Genomic DNA, 22755 nt, shown 5'->3' with positions numbered 1-22755 from the left:
TTAATATATCGAGATTCTACTGAGAAATATATCATGAGAAAAATACCGTTACTGTTTATTGCCCTCATCACTGTCTGCGCATCCGCTTTCGGACAACGGAAGGATGACCAGCGGACGCTAACCACCAAGATCGCCGACCTGCTGGCGGAAATGCCGGCAAAGGACAGCGAACAGTTTAAGGCCAGCATGGGCGAGATCGCGGCCATGGGCAAGGAGGGGATTACCGCCATGGCCGGAATGCTGGTTTCCCCGGAAGAAGGGGATAACACCGGCATAGAGTATGCCCTTGGCGGCTTCTCCTATTATGTGGCGCAGCCGGCGCAGGAAAACTTGCGGCAAATGAGCGTGGAGGCATACTGCCAGGCCTTAACAGCGGCCGGAAACGAGGAAAGCAAAGCCTTCCTGATCAGGCAGCTCCAGCTGGTGGGCAAGGACGATGCCGTGCCCTGCCTGCAGGCCTACCTTAACGATGACCGCCTGTGCGCCCCCGCCGCTAGAGCGCTGATCAACATCAACACGCCCACAGCCAGCCGTGCCCTTCTGCAGGCCCTGCCGCAGGCAAAAGGAGACTGCCAGCTGTCGTTGGTGGAGGCGCTGGGAGACACCCGCACGAAAGAAGCTGTGGCCGCGCTCACCCCGTTGGCTGCCAGCCAGGACGGGAAGCTCCGGAAACTGGCGCTCTACGCCTTGGCCAACATCGCAGACCCTGCCTCAGAGCCGGTGCTGGCGAAAGCCGCCGGGGAAGACAATTTCACCTACGGAAGCGATAATGGGACCTCCGCCTATCTATTGTACACGCAGCGCCTGGCCGAGAGCGGGCAGCAGCAACAGGCGGAGAAAATAGCACAGTCGCTGCTCAGCGGTGCCGGGCAGGACACGCAGGTGCACACCCGCACGGCTGCTTTGGCGTTGTTGACGCACATACAGGGTGAGAAAAGCATGCCCCTGCTGCTGAACGCGGCGGCAGACAAGAACCCGGAGTACCGTGCCGCCGCCCTGAAGTTCGCAGGCGATTACATGACTCCCGCTACCACGGATATGTGGGTAAAGAAAATGAGAAGAGCGGATCCTGCGGTAGAAGCCGGCATCATCGAGATGCTGGGGATGCATGAGGCGGAGGCCGCCATGCCTGCCGTCCTGAAAGCGCTCAAAAGCAGGGACCGTCAGGTAAAACTGGCCGCGATGGGCGCGGTGGGTCGGATGGGCAACGAGGAGGCGCTGCCCAAGCTGCTGAAAGCCATCCGCAAGGGCGATACAGTAGAGATAAACGCCGGTAAAGAGGCCCTGCTGATCATGAAAGCCAACGGCCTGACGGATGCGGTGGCAGATGCCCTGCCGAAAATGCCGTCGGAGGCGCAGGCCGCCTTGCTTTCGGTGCTGGGCAACCGTGCCGCCAGCGGAAGGATAGATGATGTGTTCGCTTATGTGAAAGACAAGGATGCCGGTGTTCGGATGGCCGCGATCGCCGCGCTGGAGCAGATGGTGACAAAAGAGCACCTGCCCCGCCTGTTTGCCTTGCTGAACGAAACATCCCAACCGGAAGAAGTGCTTGCCGTGCAGGATGCCGTGGTGGCGGCCGTTAAGGACAATGAGGATTCGACGCACCAGGCTGATATCGTTCTGCAGCAGATGGCGACGGTTCCGGCAGAGAAGACGCCGCTGTACTTTAACATCCTCGCCAGTATCGGGGGCGAGAAAGCGCTGAACACCGTGGTAGCCGCCTTTGATGCGGGCGATGCCGCCACCAAACAGGCCGCTGTCGCTGCCCTGGCGCAATGGTCTGATGTGAGCGCGGCCAGTGCGTTGTACCGCATCAGCGAAAACCCAGCGAATGCCGCTTACCTGGACCAGGCTCTCAAAGGCTATATCCGGGCAATCAGCCAGTCGGACTATGCCGCTCCGCAAAAGGTACTGCTGCTCCGCAAGGCCATGGCCGTGGCGAAGACCCCGGAGCAGAAACAGCTGATCCTGAATCAAACCGGGCGAAACAGGACGTTCCCGGCGCTGGTTTTCGCCGGTCGCTACCTCGATGATCCCGCCCTGCAACAGGAGGCTGCCCATGCCGTGATGAACATCGCCTTGTCTGACACAGCTTTTCAGGGCGACATCGTGCGGGAACTGCTCACCAAAACCGTGCAGGTGCTGGAAGGCCCCGACAGCGAGTACCAGAAGCAGTCCATCAACAAGTTCCTGGCGGAGATGCCACAGGGCGAGGGTTTTGTGGCGCTGTTCAACGGCAAGGACCTGACCGGCTGGAAAGGCCTGGTGGAGGACCCGATCAAGCGGGCGAAGATGGACAAAAAGACACTGGCGGAGAAGCAAAAGGCTGCCGATGAGGAAATGAGAAGAGACTGGAAAGTGGCGGACGGCGAGATAACCTTTGTCGGCAAGGGGTATAACAACCTCACCACGGAAAAGAAATACGGCGACTTCGAAATGTTTGTGGATTGGAAGATATACGACGATGGCAAAGGGGAAGGCGACGCCGGTATATACCTGCGGGGCACGCCCCAGGTGCAGATGTGGGACACCTCGCGCGTGGCGGACGGCGCGCAGGTGGGTTCCGGTGGCCTCTATAACAACCAGGTGAACCCGAGCAAGCCGCTGAAGGTAGCCGATAACCCGCTCGGGGAGTGGAACAACTTCCATATCATCATGAAAGGCGACCGGGTGACGGTATACCTCAACGGGGAACTGGTGACGGACAACGTGATACTGGAGAACTACTGGGACCGGAGCATGCCGATCTTCCCTATGGAGCAGATTGAGCTGCAGGCACACGGCTCGCCGGTGGGCTACCGCGACATCTATATACGCGAGCTCCCGAGGCCGGAGCCGTTCGAGCTGAGCGCCGCCGAGAAGAAAGAGGGCTTCAAGGTGCTGTTCGACGGCACCAACATGCACAACTGGCAGGGCAACACGAACGACTACGTGATTGAGGACGGCGTGATGGTGGTGCGCGAGCCGAAGTTCGGCAGCGGGGGCAACCTGTACACCAAGGAGCAGTACGGCGATTTCGTGTTCCGCTTCGAGTTCAAGCTGACCCCCGGCGCTAACAACGGCCTGGGCATCCGCGCGCCCCTCGAAGGCGACGCCGCTTATGAGGGCATGGAAATCCAGATACTGGACAACGACGCTGCCATATACAAAGACCTGAAGGAATACCAGTTCCACGGATCCGTGTACGGCGTGATACCCGCGAAGCGCGGTTACCTGAAGCCGGTGGGCGAGTGGAACACCGAGGAGGTGACTGTGAAGGGCAATAAAATTAAAGTAGTCCTGAACGGCACCACGATCCTGGACGGCGACATTGCGAAGGCCAGCAAAAACGGCACGCTGGACGGTCAGAAGCACCCCGGGCTGAGGCGCGACAAAGGCTATATCGGCTTCCTGGGCCACGGCTCCACGGTCTTCTTCCGGAACATCCGGGTAAAGGATTTGGGTAAAAAGTAGAACCCCAACTATGTCCCTAACGAGAATCCCCCTGTCAGCATATAAAAGCAGCTGGCAGGGGGATTCTCGTTTTTATATATGGCTGCAATTGAAAGTCGCGTTTAAACTTCCACTTTCAGGTACTCATGCTGGTAGGCTTGCGGCGTTTTGCCCATGATCTGCTTAAAGTTCTTGTGGAAGCAGCTGAAGTTGTTGAAGCCGCTCTCGAAGCAGAGCTGCTTAATGCTCATTTTATTGTCAACGATCAGCTTACAGGCAAAGCCCACCCGGATCTCCGTCAGAAACTGGGAGTAGGTTTTTCCTGTCCGTTCCTTGAAATAACGGCAGAACGAGTTAGGCGTCATGCCGGCAATATCGGCAATCTCCCCGAGTTGAATCTTTCTTTTGAAGTGGGAGAGAGTGTGCTCATAGATGGCGTTGATGCGCTCGTTCTCCGCATCCGAGAGGTCAGCCTGGAAGCCGATGGAGGAGAGCATTGTGAGCTGCTCTTCCTCTGCAATAGCCAGCAGGCATTTCAGCAGGGCGATTATCCGGTGCACGCCTGCCGTCTGGTGTGCCTTCCGCATCAGCTTGCTTACTTTTTGCCCGGCCTTGCCCGTTATCAGGATGCCTCTTTTGGCTTTATCCAGCAGCACTTTCAGCTGTTTGTTTTCGGGCAGATGCAGGAACCGGTCGCCCCAGAAATTCTCCATGAAATGGATGGTGGTGGTATAGGCGACGTCGTCATTTTTATCGCACAGGTATACATCGTCAAAGCGCCAGTAGTGCGGCAGGTTTGCGCCCACCAGCACCACATCGTCCGGCCGGAACCGCATGATGCTGTCTCCCACGAACTGCATGCCGCTCCCTTTATGGAAATGGATCAACTCCACTTCCGGGTGAAAATGCCACCTGTTGTTCATATAGGGGATCATGTTCTGGCGGACACTGAAAGAGTTTGTGGGTCCTGTTGCAACTTTGAGAAGCTGTAGTTTCATGGATTATATCCTGGAATTACGGGTAGTTTTGGTTAAATAAGATAAAATACCATAATCATAGGTTAATTAGAGCCTATAAAGTTTCCTGAAATAGGCATTACTTTGAAAGATTTCGGTTAAGTGAGCAGTTACGCAAATTTTTGGCTCAGATACTACTTTTAGTTAAATTGGTTCAAATGTGTTAGTTTACCTGAACGGCGGGCCACAGGAGCACCATTCGTTTGTGCCGCTGCTTTGGGTTCAGGGATGGCGCTAGCACTGAGATACAGGACAAATTACCGGAAACATATATAAAACATGGCGGCAGGCACAAGCAAACTTTCTCTTATCAAGCCGGGCAACCTCTGGCCTTTTCTCCTCATCACCAGCCTGTTTTTCCTCTGGGGCCTGGCCAATAACATGACCGACACGCTGCTGGCGGCCTTCAAGCGCATCATGAGCATGTCCGATTTCCAGACCTCCTGGATACAGCTGGCCTTTTACGGGGCCTACTTCTGCCTCGCGCTGCCTGCGGCCATCCTCATTAAAAAGTACAGCTACAAAACCGGCATCCTAGTGGGCCTCGGCCTTTTCATTCTGGGTTCGCTGCTTTTTTACCCGGCCAGCATCACGATGGCCTACAGCCATTTCCTGATCGCCCTCTACGTGCTGGCCGGCGGCCTCTCGATCCTGGAGACGGCTGCCAACCCCTATATCGTGGCCATGGGGCCGGAGGAAACCGGGACCCGGCGCCTGAACCTGGCCCAGTCCTTCAACCCGATCGGCTCCATCACCGGTGTGCTGCTGAGCAAGATCTTCATCCTCTCCCAGCTTAACCTCTCCAGCGCCGATGAGCGGGCCAGCATGGACCAGGCGCAGCTGGCCGCGATCCAGTCGGAGGAGCTTACCTCGGTGATGGGGCCTTACGTGGGCGTGGCGCTGTTCCTGGTGCTCATCTGGCTGGCCGTGAAGTTCACCAACATGCCCAAGGCATCGGACGCCGGGGCGAAGCTGGACCTGCTGCCCACTTTCAAGCGGCTGTTGAAAACACCGCACTACGTATGGGCGGTGGTGGCGCAGTTCTTTTATGTGGGCGCCCAGATCGGCGTGTGGTCCTATACCATCCGGTACGTGATGCAGGAAATCCAGCTGAACGAGGACGACGCCTCCAGCTACTATATGGCCGCGCTGATCCTTTTCATGGTTTCCCGCTTCGTCTTTACCGCCCTGATGCGCTATGTGAGCCCGAGAAGCCTGCTGCTGCTAAGCGCCGCGGCCGCTTCCGTCTGCACGCTGCTGGTAATATATGGCAGCGGCTACCTGGGCGTGTATGCCCTGATCGGCATATCCGGCTGCATGTCGCTCATGTTCCCGACCATCTACGGCATGGGCATCCGGGGGCTCGGGGACGATACCAAGATCGGGGGCTCGGGCCTGATCATGGCGATCCTGGGTGGGGCCGTGATCACGGCCGTGCAGGGCTATGTGTCGGACCTGACGCAGGACATCAGCATGGCCTTTTATGTGCCGCTGGTCTGTTTCGTGGTGGTGGCCCTCTATGCGATAGCCTCCGGGAAACTGGAGCGCAACAGCGGCAGGCCCGGCAGCGAGGCAGAGGCTTTGCCGGGCGGCATGTTCCAGAAGGCGGGCTAAGGAGTCTGGAGTATAAGATTCTGTTTGATTTTGACGGGGAGCAGGCAATTTGCCGCCCGTTGCCTATATATAAAGAGCAAAGGAATGAAAAGGTATTGCCTGGCGCTGGACCTGAAAGACGATCCTGCGCTGATAGCCGAATATGAGCGCTGGCACAAGGCTATATGGCCCGAGATCAGGCAGAGCATCCTGGGTGCCGGCATCACGGTGATGGACATCTACCGGTTCGGTAACAGGCTCTTCATGATCATGGAGACGGACGATTCCTTCAGCTTTGAAAGAAAGGCGGCGATGGACCGGGCAAACCCCTTTGTGCAGGAGTGGGAGCAACTGATGTGGAAGTATCAGCAGGATATACCAGGGGCCGGGCCAGGGGAGAAGTGGGTGCTGATGGACAGGATCTTCTCGCTGCAGCAAAAGAGTTAATCAAATGATATATAAAATATGTTCCAACTGAACGACAAGACGGCCCTCGTGACCGGCGGCGGCAGCGGCATCGGGAAAGCCGTGGCGCTGACCTTCGCCCGCCAGGGTGCTACCGTGCATGTGCTGGATGTAAACCAGGACCAGGCCGCCCAAACGGCAGATGAAATCACGGGCGCGGGCGGAAAGGCCTTCTCCCATACATGCGACGTGACCAGGCAGCAGGAAGTGGTGGAGAAATTCCGGAGCATCGGCAAACTGGATATACTCGTCAACAGCGCCGGCGTCTCCCATATCGGTAAAGTCGAGACCACGCAGGAGCAGGACTTTGACCGCGTGTTCCAGGTGAACGTGAAAGGGGTATATAACTGCCTGTTCGCGGCTATCCCGCTGATGAAGGAGAACGGGGGCGGGGCCATCCTGAACCTAGGCTCCATCGCGGCCAACCTCGGCCTGCCCGATCGCTTCGCCTACTCCATGAGCAAGGGGGCGGTGCAGGCCATGACCCTGTCGGTGGCCAAAGACTACCTGCACGACGGCATCCGCTGCAACAGCATTTCGCCGGCGCGGGTGCACACGCCTTTTGTGGACGGCTTCCTAGCCAAGAACTACCCCGGGCAGGAGCAGGAGATGTTCGAGAAGCTGTCGAAGACGCAGCCCATCGGCCGCATGGCGAAGCCCGATGAGATAGCGGGCCTGGTCCTATACCTCTGCTCCGACGAGGCCTCCTTTATCACCGGCAACGACTACCCGATCGACGGCGGCTTTGTAAAGCTGAATAATTAAGATAGCTCTCAGATATATTCTACGAGTTGTGCAAAATCAGTAATCAATGAAATGGGTCATAAAGCAGTCTGTCTAAATTGTAGAAAGGCATTTAGCCTTGGCTCAACAAGTTTAAAAGAACAGACTTGTACTGAATGCGGTAATGCTTTAGTGTACTTTAACCATAAGTTCAGACCACCCAGAAGGGCTAATTTAAAGGCATGGAAAGTGGTGAGCTTCCTCTATGACCACGGTTTTACTTATCAGCACTTATACAAAGACATCTCACACAGTACTAAAGTGGATAGAAACAGCAGCAGTAACTATATTGAATATCCCGTGAGTATGGAAGAAGCAAAAGAATTTGTTGAGAAGAATAGTAACCAAGCACGAAAACTTAAAGAATAACTTTACACTACAAGGTTCAGCCTTTATGCTCGGCTACGCCATGATCATTGGCTGCACGAGTAAAGTTCAACATCAAAATCATAAACCAAAAGCCTGCTCTATATATAGAAAAGGCCTTACAGAAACACTATGAAATTAATACGCTACGGAGAACCGGGAAAAGAGAAAACAGGAGTGCTGCTGGGCGATGTGGCCTACGACACATCCGCTTTCGGGGAAGATTACAACGAACAGTTTTTCGAGTCCGGGGGGATATCCCGGCTGGGAAAATTCCTGTCGGAAAATGAAGGAAAGCTGGAGCGCATACCAGCGAACGCCCGCCTGGGGAGCCCGGTTGCCCGCCCCTCCAAAATTGTGTGCATTGGGCTAAACTACGCCGACCACGCCAAAGAAACAGGTGCCGCGCTGCCGCCCGAACCGGTAATCTTCATGAAATCCACCACCTCGCTGGTGGGGCCGAACGATGACATCATCATCCCAAAAAACTCCGTGAAAACAGACTGGGAAGTGGAACTGGCCTTTGTGATGGGCAAAAAAGCGAGCTACGTAAGCGAGGCCGAGGCGATGGACTACGTGGCCGGCTACTGCCTGCACAACGACGTGTCGGAGCGGGAGTTCCAGCTCGAGCGCAACGGCACCTGGGACAAGGGCAAGGGCTGCGACACGTTTGCGCCCCTCGGTCCGTTACTGGCCACCAAAGACGAGGTAGCGGACGTGGATAACCTACGCCTGTGGCTGAAGGTGAACGGTGAGACGATGCAGGACGGCACCACCGCCAACTTCATCTTCCGGATCCCTTTCCTGGTGTCGTACGTGAGCCAATTCATGACTTTACTGCCAGGCGACGTGATCTCCACCGGGACACCGGCCGGCGTGGGCCTGGGCATGAACCCGCCCCTGTACCTGAAGCCGGGCGACGTGGTGGAACTGGGAATAGATGGGCTAGGCACCTCAAAGCAGCAGGTAAAGGCCTATGCAAAGGCTTGATGCCCACCAGCATTTCTGGAAGTACGACCCGTCACGGGACAGCTGGATAACAGACGATATGGCCGCCATCCGCCGAGATTTCGGGCCGGAGGACCTGCAGCCGCTCCTGCGGCAGCACGGGTTTGACGGCTGCGTGCTGGTGCAGTCGGCGGAGCCGGAGTTGGAGAATGCCTTTCTGCTGAAGCAGGCCGAGCAGCATGCTTTCATCAAGGGAGTGGTTGGCTGGGTTGATTTTTTCTCAGAGACCCTGGAAGAGCAATTGGCGCAGTATGCCAGTTCCGTCAAGCTAAAAGGGTTTAGGTATATCCTGCAAGGGACGGAAGACCGGGCGCTGATGCTGCGGCCGTCGTTTATGCAGGGCATCCGGAAGCTGCTGCAGCACGGCTTCACCTACGATATCCTCATTTTCCCGGACCAGCTGCCCTATGCAGCTCAATTGGTCGCTGCCTTGCCGGATCAACCGTTCGTGATCGACCATATGGCCAAACCCTATATAAAGGCAGGGAAGATCACCGAGTGGAAAAAGGACATGAAAGCAGTGGCAAAGTATGCGAACGTGAGCTGCAAAGTGTCGGGGATGGTGACGGAGGCCGACTGGCAGAACTGGAAGCCCGAAGACTTTGCCCCCTATATGGATGCGGCGGTGGAGGCTTTCGGCACCGACAGGTTGATGTACGGGTCTGACTGGCCGGTTTGCCTCGTGGCGGCCACGTACGGGGAGGCGCTGGCCATCGTGCAGGAGTATTTCTCTGCCTTCAGCAAGGCGGAGCAGGATGCGGTTTTCGGCGGGAACGCCGCCAGGTTTTATAAGCTTTCATAACACAAAACATATATGGATTTAGGGCTGAAAGACAAAGTGATCATCGTTTCGGGCGGCGCGAAGGGCATCGGGAAAGGCATTGTGGAGGTACTGGCCGCGGAGGGAGCCATCCCCGTGATCCTGGGAAGAGATGGGCAGGACAATGCCAGTGCCGTGGCTGAAATCGAGGCGAAGGGAGGCCGGGCTTTCCAGGTGGCGGCAGAGCTCTCGAAGCCGCAAGAATGTGAGAAAGCGATCAGGGCGGTGATTGACCAGTTCGGCGAGATTGAAGGGCTGGTTAATAACGCGGGTTACAACGACGGGGTGGGGCTGGAAAACGGCAACTATGAGATGTTCATGGCCTCGCTGCACAACAACCTCACCCATTACTACCTGCTTGCCCATTACGCGCTGCCATATTTGAAAGAGTCTGCGGGAGCCATCGTCAACATCAGCTCTAAAACCGCCGAAACAGGGCAGGGGGGCACCTCGGCTTACGCGGCGGCCAACGGCGGCCGCAACGCCTTGACACGCGAGTGGGCTGTAGAGCTTGCCAAATACAGGATCCGGGTAAACGCCATCATCGTGGCCGAAAGCTGGACGCCCGCCTACGATAAATGGATCCGGACACTGCCCAATCCGGAAGAGAAACTGAAGGAAATCACTGCCCGGATACCGCTGGGGCAGCGCATGACCACGCCAGAAGAGATCGCCAACACCGTTGCCTTTTTGCTCTCGGAGCGGTCGAGCCACACCACCGGCCAGTTGATCCATGTGGACGGCGGCTATGTGCACCTGGACCGGGCAATGGCCAACGCTTAAACATACGTTATTTATGAAATCATTAGTGTGCACCACGCCCGGGATGCTTGCCTATACCGAGGGAGAAAAGCCTGGACTTACCAAAGGCAGCGCCTTGATACGGATAAAGCGGATAGGCATCTGCGGCACCGACCTGCATGCCTTCGAGGGCACGCAGCCTTACTTTACCTATCCGCGCGTGTTAGGCCATGAACTCGCCGGGGAGCTTGTTGATTTTGACGATGCACCTGGCTTTAGCAAAGGAGAGGCCGTTACCTTTGTCCCGTATTTTAACTGTGGCCACTGCGTTGCCTGCCGCACCGGTAAGCCGAACTGCTGCACCCGCCTGCAGGTATGCGGCGTGCACATAGATGGCGGAATGGCGGAATATATCTCCGTGCCTTCCGCTGCCCTTGTGCACGGCGCAGGGCTGAGCTACGACGCTCTGGCATTGGTGGAGCCGCTGGCGATAGGGGCGCATGGCGTGAGGCGCGCAGCCGTGAAAACCGGAGAATTCGTGTTAGTGGTCGGGGCCGGCCCCATAGGGTTGGGCACCATGGAGTTTGCCCGTATTGCCGGAGCCAGCGTGATCGCCATGGATATAAATGAGGCGCGCCTGGAGTTTTGCAAAGAGAAATTGGGCATTCCCCATACCGTTTATGCGGGTGCACCCGATGTGGAAGCGCAACTGCAGCGCATTACAGACGGCGATATGCCTACCGTCGTGATAGATGCGACCGGCAACCAGAGGGCTATAAACAACGCATTCCGGTATATGGCGCACGGTGCGCGCTATGTGCTGATCGGGTTGCAGAAGGGTGACATCTGCTTCAGCCACCCCGAGTTCCACAAGCGGGAGGCCACCCTGATGAGTAGCCGCAACGCTACCCGCGATGATTTTGAACACGTGATAGCCTCCATGAAAAAGGGATTGATTGACCCCACCACCTATATCACGCACCGGGTATCGTTTGATGACGTTGCCGGGGAATTTGAGGGTTGGCTGAACCCCGAATCGGGTGTTATCAAAGTGATGGTTCAGATGGACAGTTGAAGTTTGGAGAGGTATATGATGCAGAGGGTGGGGGAGAAGCTTATTCAGGTCTGCGCACTGTGTTTTTATCTCATTTTTGTAATAAATCCTGCTTTGTATTTGCAGCAATGGGCAGAGATAGATAAATATTTAACAATGATAAGTAAAATTTTAAAGGTGCATCCGCAGGATAATGTGGCTGTCGCTTTAACGGATCTGGAAGCAGGGGAGGCATTGGCCTATGGGGACGAGCATTATCTGTTAAAAAGCTTTGTACCGGCCAAACATAAGTTTGCCACCGTTGACATACCGAAAGGGGCAGAGGTGACCATGTATGGCGTGCTGGTGGGAAAAACGGAAACAGACGTGCCTGCCGGCGGGCTGCTTACTACCGCGAACCTGAAACACGCCGCACAGGACTTCTCTACCGGTGAGCGCAGAACAGGCTGGCAGCGGCCGGACGTGTCGCAGTGGGAGCAGATGACCTTCAACGGCTACCACCGTGCGGATGGCAGCGTCGGGACGGCCAACTACTGGCTGGTGGTGCCGATGGTGTTCTGCGAGAACAGGAACCTGGATGTGTTGCAGGAGGCGCTGGTGAACGATTTGGGCTATGGCCGCAACCAGGGCTACCAGCAGCAGACGAGGCAGCTGATAGAACTCTATAAGACCGGCAAAAGCGTGGAGGAGATTCTGCAGGCAGATATAAAAGTCAACAGCACCCGGCAGGCCTCACACCGTTTGTTCCCCAACGTGGACGGCATCAAGTTCCTGACGCACGCTGGCGGCTGCGGCGGCACGCGCCAGGATGCGCAGGCGCTGTGCGCCCTGCTGGCCGGCTATATCACCCATCCCAACGTGGCCGGTGCCACGGTGTTGAGTCTGGGCTGCCAGCATGCGCAGGTGGCGATGCTGCAGGAAGAGATCGGCAAGCGCGCGCCTGTGCTCGGCAAGCCTTTTTATGTGCTGGAGCAGCAGGAAATCGGGTCTGAGTCGGAGATGCTGTCTGAGGCCCTGAAGCGCACCTTTGCCGGAATCATGCAGGCAAACGAAAATGTGCGCCGCCCGGCCCCGCTGAGTAAGTTGTGCATCGGCCTGGAGTGTGGCGGCTCCGACGGGTTCTCCGGCATTTCTGCCAATCCGGCCATCGGCTATACTTCCGACCTTGTCGTTGCCCTAGGTGGCTCAGTTATCCTGTCTGAGTTCCCGGAGCTCTGCGGCGTGGAGCAGGACCTGAGCGACCGCTGCGTCAGCCAGGAAGACGCAGAGCGCTTCTCCTTCCTCATGCGCACCTACAACGACCGGGCCCATGCCGTGGGCTCCGGGTTTGATATGAATCCCTCGCCCGGGAACATCAAGGACGGTTTGATCACGGATGCCATCAAATCGGCGGGGGCGGCCAAAAAAGGCGGGACCTCCCCGGTGGTGGCAGTGCTTGATTACCCTGAGAAAGTGACCAGGCCCGGCCTGAACCTGCTCTGCACGCCTGGCAACGATGTGGAGTCCACCACGGCTGAGGTGGCATCGGGGGCTAACATCGTGCTTTTCACAACAGGCCTGGGTACCCCAACCGGCAATCCGGTGGCGCCGGTTATCAAAATTGCGAGCAACACCAAGCTCTACAACAAGATGCGCGACATCATCGATATCAATACCGGAACCATCACAGAAGGGGAGGAAACGATCCAGCAGGCTGGCGCGCGCATCCTCGACTATATCATTGCGGTGGCCAGCGGCGAAGCGGAAGTGGCCGCCGTGCGGCACGGGCAGGATGACTTTATCCCCTGGAAGAGGGGTGTGTCACTCTAACTGGTTGTTCATTGAGTCGGTATATATAGCTGAAGATTAACCACGGGCAGTTGGAGGAGCCAAAACGGGTAATCTGCTAAGGAAGAGACGGATGTTGTGCCACAAGAATGTGTGAGTTTTGCCAAAACTGTTAATCTCACACTAATAAATCGACGGGTTTTAGTATATTGCTGTGAGGTACAAAGCAATTCCTACAGTCTTTGTCTGTCTGTTACTTGTGCAGTTATAGTACGCGTGGCAAAAGCATATATAAACTGAGAAGCTCCGGCAACAGGAAAGCTGTTTTTTAGAGACGGTATTCCTACATAAATCCATAAGAAACTTTTCCTTAGATAATCTTACATGAAAAAGGCTGTTTTAGCATCCCTCAAAAACAACCCCAAGGCCTTCTGGCTGGCCGCCCTGATTCCGGGCATGCTCCTGGCTGGGTGCAAGGATTCAGAACCTGTCGATACGCGCATCACCACCATGGCACCTGAGAAGGCTGCCCAGCTGGCTGCATCCATCGAGAGCACCGTAAACCCGGAGCTGGCCGAGGGCCTTACGATGCGGTTGTGGGGCATGGACTCCCTTGTGGCAGATCCTATCTCTATTGATATGGATGACCAGGGCCGGCTGTACTACACCCGCACCAACCGGCAAAAGAACTCCGAGTTTGATATCCGGGGGCACCAGGACTGGGAGATCGAGTCGATACAGCTGCAGACGGTAGAGGACAAGCGGAAGTTTCTCCACAAGGTTCTCTCGCCCGAGAACAGCAAGAAGAACGAGTGGCTGGCTGACCTGAACAAGGACGGCTCCCATGACTGGAGGGACATGACCGTTGAAAAGGAGCACGTGTATCGCCTCGAGGACACCTCCGGTGATGGCGTGGCCGATCTTTCGCAGCTGGTGGTAGAGGATTTTAATGACGAAGTCACCGACGTGGCCGGTGCTATTTTAGCGCATGACGGTGATCTTTTTGTGGGCGTGGCACCCGACCTGTGGCGCATAAAGGACGAGAACGGCGACGGGGTGGCAGATGAGAAAACCTCTATCTCGCATGGCTACGGCGTGCATGTTGGTTTTGGCGGCCACGGCATGTCCGGGCTTGAGGTGGGACCCGACGGAAAGATCTACTGGGGCATCGGCGACATCGGCTTCAACGGAAAAGGCCCTGACGGGCAGAAGTGGGAACATCCGAACGGCGGCGTTATCGTTCGGGCGAACCCGGATGGCAGCGACTTCGAAGTGTTTGCCCACGGCCTCCGCAATACGCACGAGTTTGTGTTTGACGAATACGGAAACCTCATCAGCGAAGACAACGACGGGGACCACCCGGGGGAGAACGAGCGCCTGGTATATGTCGTGAACGGCTCGGACACCGGCTGGCGCATTAACTGGCAGTTTGGCAAATACCGCGACCCGGAAAACAACACCTACAAGGTGTGGATGGATGAGAAAATGTACAAGCCGCGCTTTGAAGGGCAGGCCGCCTATATAACGCCGGCCATTGCCAACTTCGTGAGCGGCCCGACCGGCATGCTGTACAACCCCGGCACCGCCCTGAGCCCGAAGTACAAGAACACGTTTTTCATTGCTGAGTTTGTGGGTAACCCTGCCAAATCCGGTATCCATGCATTCAAGCTGAAGCCCAAGGGCGCTTCGTTTGAACTGGGGGAATCGGAGAAAATCATGAGCGGCGTGCTGGCGACCGGCATCGACTTCGGCCCCGACGGCGCGATGTACGTGGCCGACTGGATAGACGGCTGGAACACCAAAGACCACGGCCGCATCTGGAAACTGGATGACAAGGACGGAGCCGCCTGGCCGGAGCGCCAGCAGACGGAAAAGCTTTTAAAGGAGGATTTCTCGAAGCGGAAGGACAACGAGCTGGGTGATCTGCTGAAAAACCCGGACATGCGCGTACGGCAGAAGGCGCAGTTCGAACTGGCCAAGCGCGGCTCCGATGGCGCCGAGGTTTTCGAGAAGAGCATCAACCAGACAGCACACCAACTGGCCCGCGTGCACGGCATCTGGGGCATCAGCCAGCTGGCCCGCGAAGACAAGGAGTACGCGAAGCTGCTGCTGCCCCTGCTGAAGGACAAAGACCCGGAGATCAGGGCGCAGGCGGCTAAGTGGCTCGGCGATATCCGTTATAAGGAGGCAGGCGCTGCCCTGGTGCCGGTACTGAAGGACACCAACAGCCGTGCCCGTTTCTTTGCTGCCGAGGCCTTGGGCCGCATCGCCTACGAGCCTGCAGTAGAGCCGATCATTGCGTTACTGAAGGCCAACAACGACGAGGATGCCTATATACGCCACGCCGGCAGCCTTGCCCTGGCGCGCATCGGTAAGCCTGCTCCTGTGGTCGCCTTAGCAAAGAATCCATCGCGTGCCTTGCGTATAGCGGCTGTAGTAGCCCTGCGCCGCATGCAGCACCCGGGTGTTGCCAACTTCCTGAATGACCAGGATGAATATATCGTGACGGAAGCGGCACGCGCCATCAACGACGACTTATCGATCAAAGAGGCTCTTCCGGCACTTGGCAATGTGTTGCAGAATCCCCGCTTTACAGACGAGGCGCTGATCCGGCGCGCCATCAACGCCAACCTGGAGGTAGGAACGCCGCAGGCCATGCAGAACCTGATCAACTATTCGCAGAAGGACGGTGCGCCGTTGGCGATGCGCGCAGAAGCCGTGGCAGCGCTCAGCACCTGGGCAAAACCATCTGTGTTAGACCGTGTGGACGGGCGCTACAGAGGGGAAATCAAGCGCGACCCGGCGCTGGTAAGGAACAAGGCGGCGGAGACAATCATCGAGTTAACGGGGCATCGGGATGCACCGCTGCGGCTCAGCGCTGTGAAAGCCATCGGCAAACTTGGGATAGACCAGGCGTCTCCGGAATTGTTCGCTCTCCTAAAGAGCGACAAGAACCCGGAAGTGCGGGTGGAGGCGTTAAAATCACTGACAGCCCTTGACGATGCCCAGATCGGGAAAGCCATCGAACAGGCGCTTTCTGATCCGGAAAAAAGCGTTCGGGTGGCAGGGCTTGACATGCTCGGGCAATTGGATATCCCCAAAGACCTGATGGTGAACCTGCTGTCTGATGTGATCAGCAAGCGAACCCCGGAGGAAAAGCAGGCCGCGGTCCTGACGCTCGGCACGCTGCCCGTAGCAAATACGCAGCCGGTATTTGACCAGCTACTGACAAAGATGGAGAACGGGAAACTCCCGGCCGAAATTCACCTGGAGCTGGCAGATGCGATAGACAGTACCGGCTCCGATCAGCTGATGGCCCGCTACAAGGCAATCAGTGAGAAGCAGAGCCCGGACGCGGTGGCTGCCGCCTTCGAAGGCAGCTTGTTTGGCGGGGATGCCGACAAAGGCAGGAGAATCTTCTTCAGCCACCAGACGGCACAGTGTATCCGCTGCCATTCCTATGACGACCTGGGCGGCAACGCCGGCCCGCGCCTGAACGGAATATCCAAAAAACTCACGCGCCCGCAGTTACTGCAGGCGCTCATCGACCCGAGCGCGCGGCTCGCCCCGGGGTATGGCATGGTAACCGTTGAGCTGAAGAACGGCCAGACGGTAAGCGGCGTGCTGCAGGAAGAGAAAGACAACAGCCTGTCGGTGAAAGTAGGCGGGCAACCGGACACGCTCATCCAGAAAACGGACATCGCGAAGCGCATCAATGCCTCCTCGAGTATGCCTAACATGCAGCATCTGCTGACCAAAAGGGAGATAAGGGACGTAGTGAGCTTCCTGGCTACCTTAGAGGAAGACCATATATAAAAGTCCTATATAATGCATCATAAAAAAGAGCGGGTTATATATAGCCCGCTCTTTTTATTGCTCCTTGGTATTAGTCAAGTTCCTTCAGAAGACTGTCGAGGTCGAGTGGGCGCGTGTACATATCGAGCGAGCCGTCGGGTTTGGAGGGCCAGTTCTCCTTTGGCCGGTCCCAGTACAGTTCCACGCCATTCCGGTCGGGGTCCGACAGGTATAACGCTTCCGATACGCCATGGTCCGAGGCACCGGCCAGCGGGTATTCTGCGTCGAGCAGTCGGCGGAAGATAGTAGCCAGGTCCTTGCGGGTAGGGTATAGAATAGCGGTGTGGAAGAGGCCAGTGCTGCTTGCCGGGGGCGGTGAACCGTTTTTGCTGTACCAGGTGTTGAGCCCGATATGGTGATGGTAACCGCCCGCGGAAATAAACGCAGCGTCCGCACCGTAGGTAGTGGTCACTTCGAAGCCGAGCAGGTCGCAGTAGAATTTTAAGGCGCGGGGCAGGTCCGCTACCTTCAGGTGCACGTGCCCGATCCTGGTTTGCGACGGAAGGGTATAAACTGGTTCCATAAGTTCGCTTTTCTTTATATATAAGTAGGGCTGAAGCTATATAAACCTCAGCCCTACCTGTATGATACGTGCTGTCAGCCGACTGTGGTGCTGTAGCGTCTGTTTTTTAGGTTACTCTATTCCAAGTCTTCAGAATTATAACGACTTGAAATAACCTGTTTAGCAATTGCCGTTGATGTCGCAGCTGCCGCCTTCCACCACGATTTCCTCCAGGGCAGGCGCAACCTGCGAAAATACCTGATGGAACGTTTCGGTTGGCTGTGCGCCACTTACCAGGTACTTGTCGTTGATGATGAAGGCTGGCACGCCTTTAATCCCGGCCGACTGCGCCCACTGCTCCATCTCCCGCACCTCCTTTTTGCCTTCTTCCCCGCTGAAGAAACCTTCCAGCCGCTCTGCAGGGATGCCGTTTTCAACCCCGATTTCCGTTAGCAGCGCCGGATCGTTCATATTCCGGCCTTCTGTAAAATAGCTGTGGAAAAGCGCGTTCGCCACCTGCTCCTGCACCCCGCACTCACCGGCCAGCCAGAGCAGGCGGTGGCCGTTAAAAGTATTGTTCACGGTTGTCAGCTTATCAAAGTTGAATTCGATGCCATCTGCTGCGCCGGCTTCTTTCAGGCGCTGGTTCATAGTGTCGAGCTGTGTCAGGATCTGCGGCCCGTAGTTGTTCCTGAAATAGGCAATGCGGTCCATGCCCTCCTGCGGAATAGTGGGGTTGAGCTCAAACGGCTTGAAGTGGATGACAAACTCATAATTGTCGCCTGCCGCTGCAATGGCTTTGTTCAGGCGCTGCTCGCCCACATAACACCACGGGCAGTTTATGTCAGATACAATATCAATTTTTATTTTCTGCTTATTCATCTGTTTATCTCCTGTAAATTAATATGTAGTTGCTACTTCATTGAATGAAGCGCGACTACATTTAGTGTTGCAACATATAAAACGGCTGTTTTGTTTAATCTGCTTTCATATATTTTATATCCCTGCATCGCTGTGACAAACGTTCCCTCTTGCCTCCTGCTTCTAAAAAAGTATGAGCGGATAAAAGATTCCTATGGAAGAGAATATATAAACAAGATTGTCGGGAAAATTTCAAAGCTAAAAATTCTGGTGGATGTTTTTTAAATGTAAGGTAAACACTTATATTGAAGTCTTGAAATTATAGAGGCCTCCTTTGTGCCTGAATCAGCAGATAATCAAACATAAACCCAGTATGAAAAAAACATTTACAGCATTTCTCGTCCTTGTCTGCAGCTTCTCCGCGTTTGCGCAGAACTCCGGTGAACTCACCGTGCCCGCTAAACCAGACCATGAAATCAATCGCCATATATACGGCCATTTTGCCGAGCACTTGGGCCGGTCAATCTACGGCGGTTTTTATGTGGGGGAGGATAACACTAAAATCCCTAATACCAATGGCGTCCGGAACGATGTGGTTGTCGCTTTAAAGAAACTGAAGATACCGAACCTGCGCTGGCCCGGCGGCTGCTTTGCCGACACCTACCATTGGAAGCACGGCATCGGCCCAAAGGAGGACCGGCCCACGATTGTGAACACCTGGTGGGGAGGCGTGACCGAAGACAACAGTTTTGGCACACACGACTTCCTGAACATGTGCGAGCTGCTGGAGACAGAGCCTTACCTGGCAGGCAACATAGCCACTGGCCTGGTGCAGGAAATGGCTGATTGGGTGCAGTATGTGAACTTTGCCGGGAAGAGCCCGATGTCGGACCTGCGCCGCGAGAACGGCCGCGACAAGCCCTGGAACGTGAAGTACTGGGGCATCGGCAACGAGGCTTGGGGCTGCGGCGGCAACATGACCGCTGAGTATTATGCAAACGAATACCGCAAATACGCCACTTTCCTGGCCGACTGGAACAACACCGGCGAACTCTTCCGCATCGCTTCCGGCGCCAGCTCCGATGACTACCACTGGACGGAGGTGCTGATGAAGAACGTTCCGGAGAGCCTGATTGAAGGCGTGGCGCTGCACCATTATTCTGTGATTGACTGGGAGAAGAAAGGCCCGTCCACCACGTTTACAGAGCAGCAGTATTTCACCACCATGCAGCGGGCACTGTTGATGGAGGAGCTGATACAGAAGCACACAGCCATCATGGACAAGTACGACCCGGAGAAGAAAATTGCCCTGGTAGTAGACGAGTGGGGCGGCTGGTACGAAGTGGAGCCGGGCACCAACCCCGGGTTTCTGTACCAGCAGAACACCATGCGCGACGCCATGATAGCCGGTGCGACGCTGAACATCTTCAACAACCACAGCGACCGCGTGCGCATGGCCAACCTGGCGCAGGCCATCAACGTGCTGCAGGCGGTCATCCTCACCGACGAGGAGAAGATGCTCCTGACGCCTACATACCACGTGATGGAAATGTACAACGTGCACCAGGATGCCGCATGGCTGCCGCTCAAGATCAAGAGCGCGGATTATGTGATGGGCAACGACAAACTCCCGGCCATATCGGGTTCGGCTTCCAAAGATAAAAACGGGCTGACGCATGTATCGCTGGTGAACATCGACCCAAAGAAAGCGCAGGAGGTCACCATCAACATCGACGGCGCGAAATACAGGGACGTGACCGGCCGCGTGCTGACGTCTAAAAAACTGCAGGATTACAATACCTTCGACAAGCCGAACACCATCAAACCTGAAAACTTCAAGGGTGCCAAACTGAAAGGGAACACCCTCACTGTAAAGCTACCGCCTTTTTCTGTGGCAGTGCTGGAGTTAAAGTAGCTGTAAGCGGAAGAGGTGCACGGGAAACCTGTAAAAACCAGCTGTTGCAGATAATAGTTAGACAAGGGAATTCTTTCAGGACATGAACCGCATCACTTTTATGTCGGAACCACCACGATCGTAGACGCGAACAATTTTGCTGCCGTCACAGATATTTGGGAGCCGAATGCCGAGACACTCAGTGCTCCTCTGAACTTAAGCATAGGCCTTCCTGCTGACCTGGCCGGAGGGGCATATGTTTACGCCCGGGCAGGTGTTAAAATGGCGGGAGTACAGGAAATGATTTATACCCCTGTTCAGAAAATAGCGCTTAGGTAAGTGCACGATCATGTGCTGGAGCTAGTCCAGGCAAGCCCCTTTAGAGGCTTGCCTGGACTAGCTCCTTTATTAGGGAGATACAGGCCTATCTCACGTGATATGAACGCTACCTTTATAGAGTCAGGGGCTTTTAAAGGTAAAAATCAGGACCGGGTCCTGTTTGGAAGGAGGCGCCACCGGAGCGCAGTCCCCGTTCTGCCCGCCATATAATTTTGCCGATGAGTAAGACTTGGTAAAGCCGGAGGAGGGGGAGCGCAGAAAGCTCCCCTCAATAAGGAGCTGCCTGGGGGAGACATAAATCCCAAGGATAGAGCAGCCAGATTATCATCCCTGCATGGAAAAATGATAATAATCTTTATATTTAGATATGAGAAGACCATATATACACTTTCTGATCTTCCTGTTGCTGCAGACAGGCATAACACAAGCGCAGGGCACTTCCGGCTGGAGCATGGTGAAAGGAAAAATCACCACGCCCTGGGCAGAGAAGGTAGACCCCGCTAATCCGCTGCCCGAGTACCCGCGCCCGCACCTGGTACGTGAAAACTGGCAGAACCTAAACGGCCTCTGGGACTATGCCATTGTGCCGAAAGCGCAGCAGGAAGCCATTCCGGACGAATTCCAGGGCAACATACTGGTGCCCTATGCCATTGAATCTGCCCTGTCGGGAGTAGGGAAGAGAGTTGGGAAAGACAGCCTGCTCTGGTACCGGAAAAGCATTAGTGTCCCCTCCAGAATGCGCAGGCAGAACGTGCTCCTGCACTTTGGCGCCGTGGACTGGCAGTGCGATGTCTATATAAACGGCAAGAAAGCGGGCTCCCACGAGGGTGGCTACGATCCTTTCTCCTTCGACATCACCCCGCACCTGAAGAACGGCAACAAGCAGGAAGTCGCCATCCGCGTGTGGGACCCCACCGATGACGGCCCGCAGCCGCGCGGCAAGCAGGTGAAGAAGCCGGAGTCAATCTGGTACACACCCGTGACCGGCATCTGGCAAACCGTGTGGCTGGAGCCCGTTCCCCAGACCTATATCATCTCCACGAGGCAAACCCCTGACATCGACAAAGGAACGCTTACCGTGGCGGCTGAGGCACAGTACCTGCAGACAAACGACCGGCTAAGGGTGTCGGCCTGGGACGGAAAAAAGATGGTGGCAGAGCAGGAAGTTGCCGCCTTAGAACCGGCTGTTCTTTCTATCAAAGATGCGAAGCTGTGGTCCCCCGAAAACCCTTTCCTGTATGATCTGCGGGTGGCGGTGGTACGGAACGGCAAAGTAGTGGATGAGGCGAAAAGCTACTTCGCGATGCGCAAGATCAGCATGGCCCCCGACGTGGACGGCGTACAGCGCATGCTGCTGAATGATAAGTTCCTGTTCCAGTACGGCCCGCTGGACCAGGGCTGGTGGCCGGACGGTTTGTACACGGCGCCAACGGAAGAGGCCCTTGTGTTCGATATCGACAAGACCCGGGAAATGGGTTTCAACATGATCCGGAAGCACGTGAAGGTAGAGCCTGCCCGCTGGTACTTCCACTGCGACAAAACAGGGATGCTGGTCTGGCAGGATATGCCCAGCGGCGACCTCGGCGCCCGCTGGGGAAACCACCCCGGCATCGAGGGGCAGGGCCACGACATGGACCGTTCTGCGGAGTCGGAGAAGATTTATCGCACAGAATGGGCCGAGATCATGCAGGATTTCCACAACTTCCCGAGCATCGTGGTGTGGGTGCCTTTCAACGAGGCGTGGGGGCAGTTCAAGACAGCTGAAATCACGAACTGGACGCTAGAGAAAGACCCTTCGCGGCTGGTGAACAGCGCCAGCGGCGGCAATTTCCACCCGGTGGGGCAGATCATCGACCTGCACAACTACCCGGACCCCGTGATGCCGCGCGCTGACCTGTTCGGAGCGGAGCAGGTGATTGTGCTGGGCGAGTTCGGCGGGCTTGGGCTGCCCGTGGATGGGCACACGTGGCAGCAGAAAGACAACTGGGGCTACCAGAGCTTCAAGAACGCGGACGAGCTGTTCGAGCGGTATAAAGCCTTTACCGAGAAACTGGAGGACCTGATCAAAAGAGGCTTATCGGCGGCGGTATATACCCAGACCACCGACGTGGAGATCGAGACAAACGGCCTGATGACGTACGACCGCAAAGTGATAAAGATCCCTGCCGAAAAGCTGAGACAGGTGCACAGCAAGCTGTATAATCCTGAGCTGGTGAAACTGAAGCAACAGTAAGGCAGCCAAAGGGGAAGGATTCAACA

At 56.0% G+C, this 22755-nt stretch carries 16 protein-coding genes; 13 read left to right on the top strand and 3 right to left on the bottom strand.

All coding sequences use genetic code 11. The features are described 5' to 3' along the window. The first annotated feature begins 33 nt into the window (after nucleotides 1-33). A complete protein-coding gene (locus tag ABD920_RS19850) occupies nucleotides 34-3453 on the top strand; it encodes a DUF1080 domain-containing protein (protein ID WP_345161523.1) in 3420 nt (1139 codons plus the stop codon). Nucleotides 3454-3554: 101 nt separating this feature from the next. Here the strand turns inward: ABD920_RS19850 and ABD920_RS19845 are convergent, their stop codons facing one another. Next, nucleotides 3555-4430, bottom strand: coding sequence for an AraC family transcriptional regulator (locus tag ABD920_RS19845; RefSeq protein ID WP_345161521.1), 876 nt, complete (start codon nucleotides 4428-4430; stop codon nucleotides 3555-3557). 297 nt (nucleotides 4431-4727) lie between these two features. Here ABD920_RS19845 and fucP point away from each other — a divergent pair, with 297 nt between their 5' ends. From fucP to ABD920_RS19800, 9 genes are all read left to right on the top strand, one after another. Further along, entirely contained in the window at nucleotides 4728-6062 is a 1335-nt protein-coding gene (gene fucP / locus ABD920_RS19840) for an L-fucose:H+ symporter permease (RefSeq protein WP_345161519.1), read from the top strand. Nucleotides 6063-6146: 84 nt separating this feature from the next. Then, complete coding sequence (locus tag ABD920_RS19835) at nucleotides 6147-6488, top strand: L-rhamnose mutarotase (RefSeq protein ID WP_345161518.1); 342 nt, start codon at nucleotides 6147-6149, stop codon at nucleotides 6486-6488. 18 nt (nucleotides 6489-6506) lie between these two features. Then, complete coding sequence (locus ABD920_RS19830) at nucleotides 6507-7271, top strand: SDR family NAD(P)-dependent oxidoreductase (RefSeq protein WP_345161517.1); 765 nt, start codon at nucleotides 6507-6509, stop codon at nucleotides 7269-7271. A 516-nt stretch (nucleotides 7272-7787) separates the two neighbouring features. Further along, nucleotides 7788-8645 carry a fumarylacetoacetate hydrolase family protein gene (locus ABD920_RS19825; RefSeq protein ID WP_345161516.1) on the top strand — a complete coding sequence of 286 codons (858 nt, stop codon included), beginning with the start codon at nucleotides 7788-7790 and terminating at the stop codon, nucleotides 8643-8645. Then, nucleotides 8632-9465 carry an amidohydrolase family protein gene (locus ABD920_RS19820; RefSeq protein WP_345161515.1) on the top strand — a complete coding sequence of 278 codons (834 nt, stop codon included), beginning with the start codon at nucleotides 8632-8634 and terminating at the stop codon, nucleotides 9463-9465. The genes ABD920_RS19825 and ABD920_RS19820 overlap by 14 nt, the downstream gene beginning before the upstream one ends. Nucleotides 9466-9477: 12 nt before the next feature. Continuing rightward, nucleotides 9478-10266, top strand: coding sequence for an L-fucose dehydrogenase (locus ABD920_RS19815; protein WP_345161514.1), 789 nt, complete (start codon nucleotides 9478-9480; stop codon nucleotides 10264-10266). Between the two features lie 13 nt (nucleotides 10267-10279). Beyond that, nucleotides 10280-11299, top strand: coding sequence for a zinc-binding alcohol dehydrogenase family protein (locus ABD920_RS19810; RefSeq protein ID WP_345161512.1), 1020 nt, complete (start codon nucleotides 10280-10282; stop codon nucleotides 11297-11299). Between the two features lie 135 nt (nucleotides 11300-11434). Next, nucleotides 11435-13087, top strand: a complete 1653-nt coding sequence (locus tag ABD920_RS19805; RefSeq protein WP_345161510.1) for a UxaA family hydrolase — start codon at nucleotides 11435-11437, stop codon at nucleotides 13085-13087. A 342-nt stretch (nucleotides 13088-13429) separates the two neighbouring features. Then, entirely contained in the window at nucleotides 13430-16861 is a 3432-nt protein-coding gene (locus tag ABD920_RS19800) for a HEAT repeat domain-containing protein (protein ID WP_345161508.1), read from the top strand. A 70-nt stretch (nucleotides 16862-16931) separates the two neighbouring features. On the opposite strand, the gene ABD920_RS19795 is transcribed toward ABD920_RS19800, so the two are convergent. Together ABD920_RS19795 and ABD920_RS19790 are read right to left on the bottom strand one after the other, a co-directional pair. Then, a complete protein-coding gene (locus tag ABD920_RS19795; protein WP_345161506.1) occupies nucleotides 16932-17423 on the bottom strand; it encodes a VOC family protein in 492 nt (163 codons plus the stop codon). A gap of 159 nt (nucleotides 17424-17582) precedes the next feature. Then, complete coding sequence (locus tag ABD920_RS19790; protein WP_345161504.1) at nucleotides 17583-18284, bottom strand: DsbA family oxidoreductase; 702 nt, start codon at nucleotides 18282-18284, stop codon at nucleotides 17583-17585. A 352-nt stretch (nucleotides 18285-18636) separates the two neighbouring features. On the opposite strand from ABD920_RS19790, the gene ABD920_RS19785 reads away from it, so the two are divergent. From ABD920_RS19785 to ABD920_RS19780, 3 genes are all read left to right on the top strand, one after another. Further along, nucleotides 18637-20178, top strand: coding sequence for an alpha-N-arabinofuranosidase (locus ABD920_RS19785; protein WP_345161502.1), 1542 nt, complete (start codon nucleotides 18637-18639; stop codon nucleotides 20176-20178). 69 nt (nucleotides 20179-20247) lie between these two features. Then, entirely contained in the window at nucleotides 20248-20496 is a 249-nt protein-coding gene (locus ABD920_RS25010; RefSeq protein WP_425568673.1) for a DUF3823 domain-containing protein, read from the top strand. Nucleotides 20497-20863: 367 nt separating this feature from the next. Continuing rightward, nucleotides 20864-22729: a glycoside hydrolase family 2 protein gene (locus tag ABD920_RS19780; protein ID WP_425568653.1), complete on the top strand. Its 1866-nt coding sequence runs from the start codon at nucleotides 20864-20866 to the stop codon at nucleotides 22727-22729. The last annotated feature ends 26 nt before the right edge of the window (nucleotides 22730-22755 follow it).

This window comes from Pontibacter saemangeumensis, from assembly GCF_039541895.1.
GTDB classification, from domain to species: Bacteria; Bacteroidota; Bacteroidia; order Cytophagales; family Hymenobacteraceae; genus Pontibacter; species Pontibacter saemangeumensis.
The sequence above is the reverse complement of the archived record's forward strand: the minus strand, read 5'-3'. Positions and strand labels throughout refer to the sequence as shown.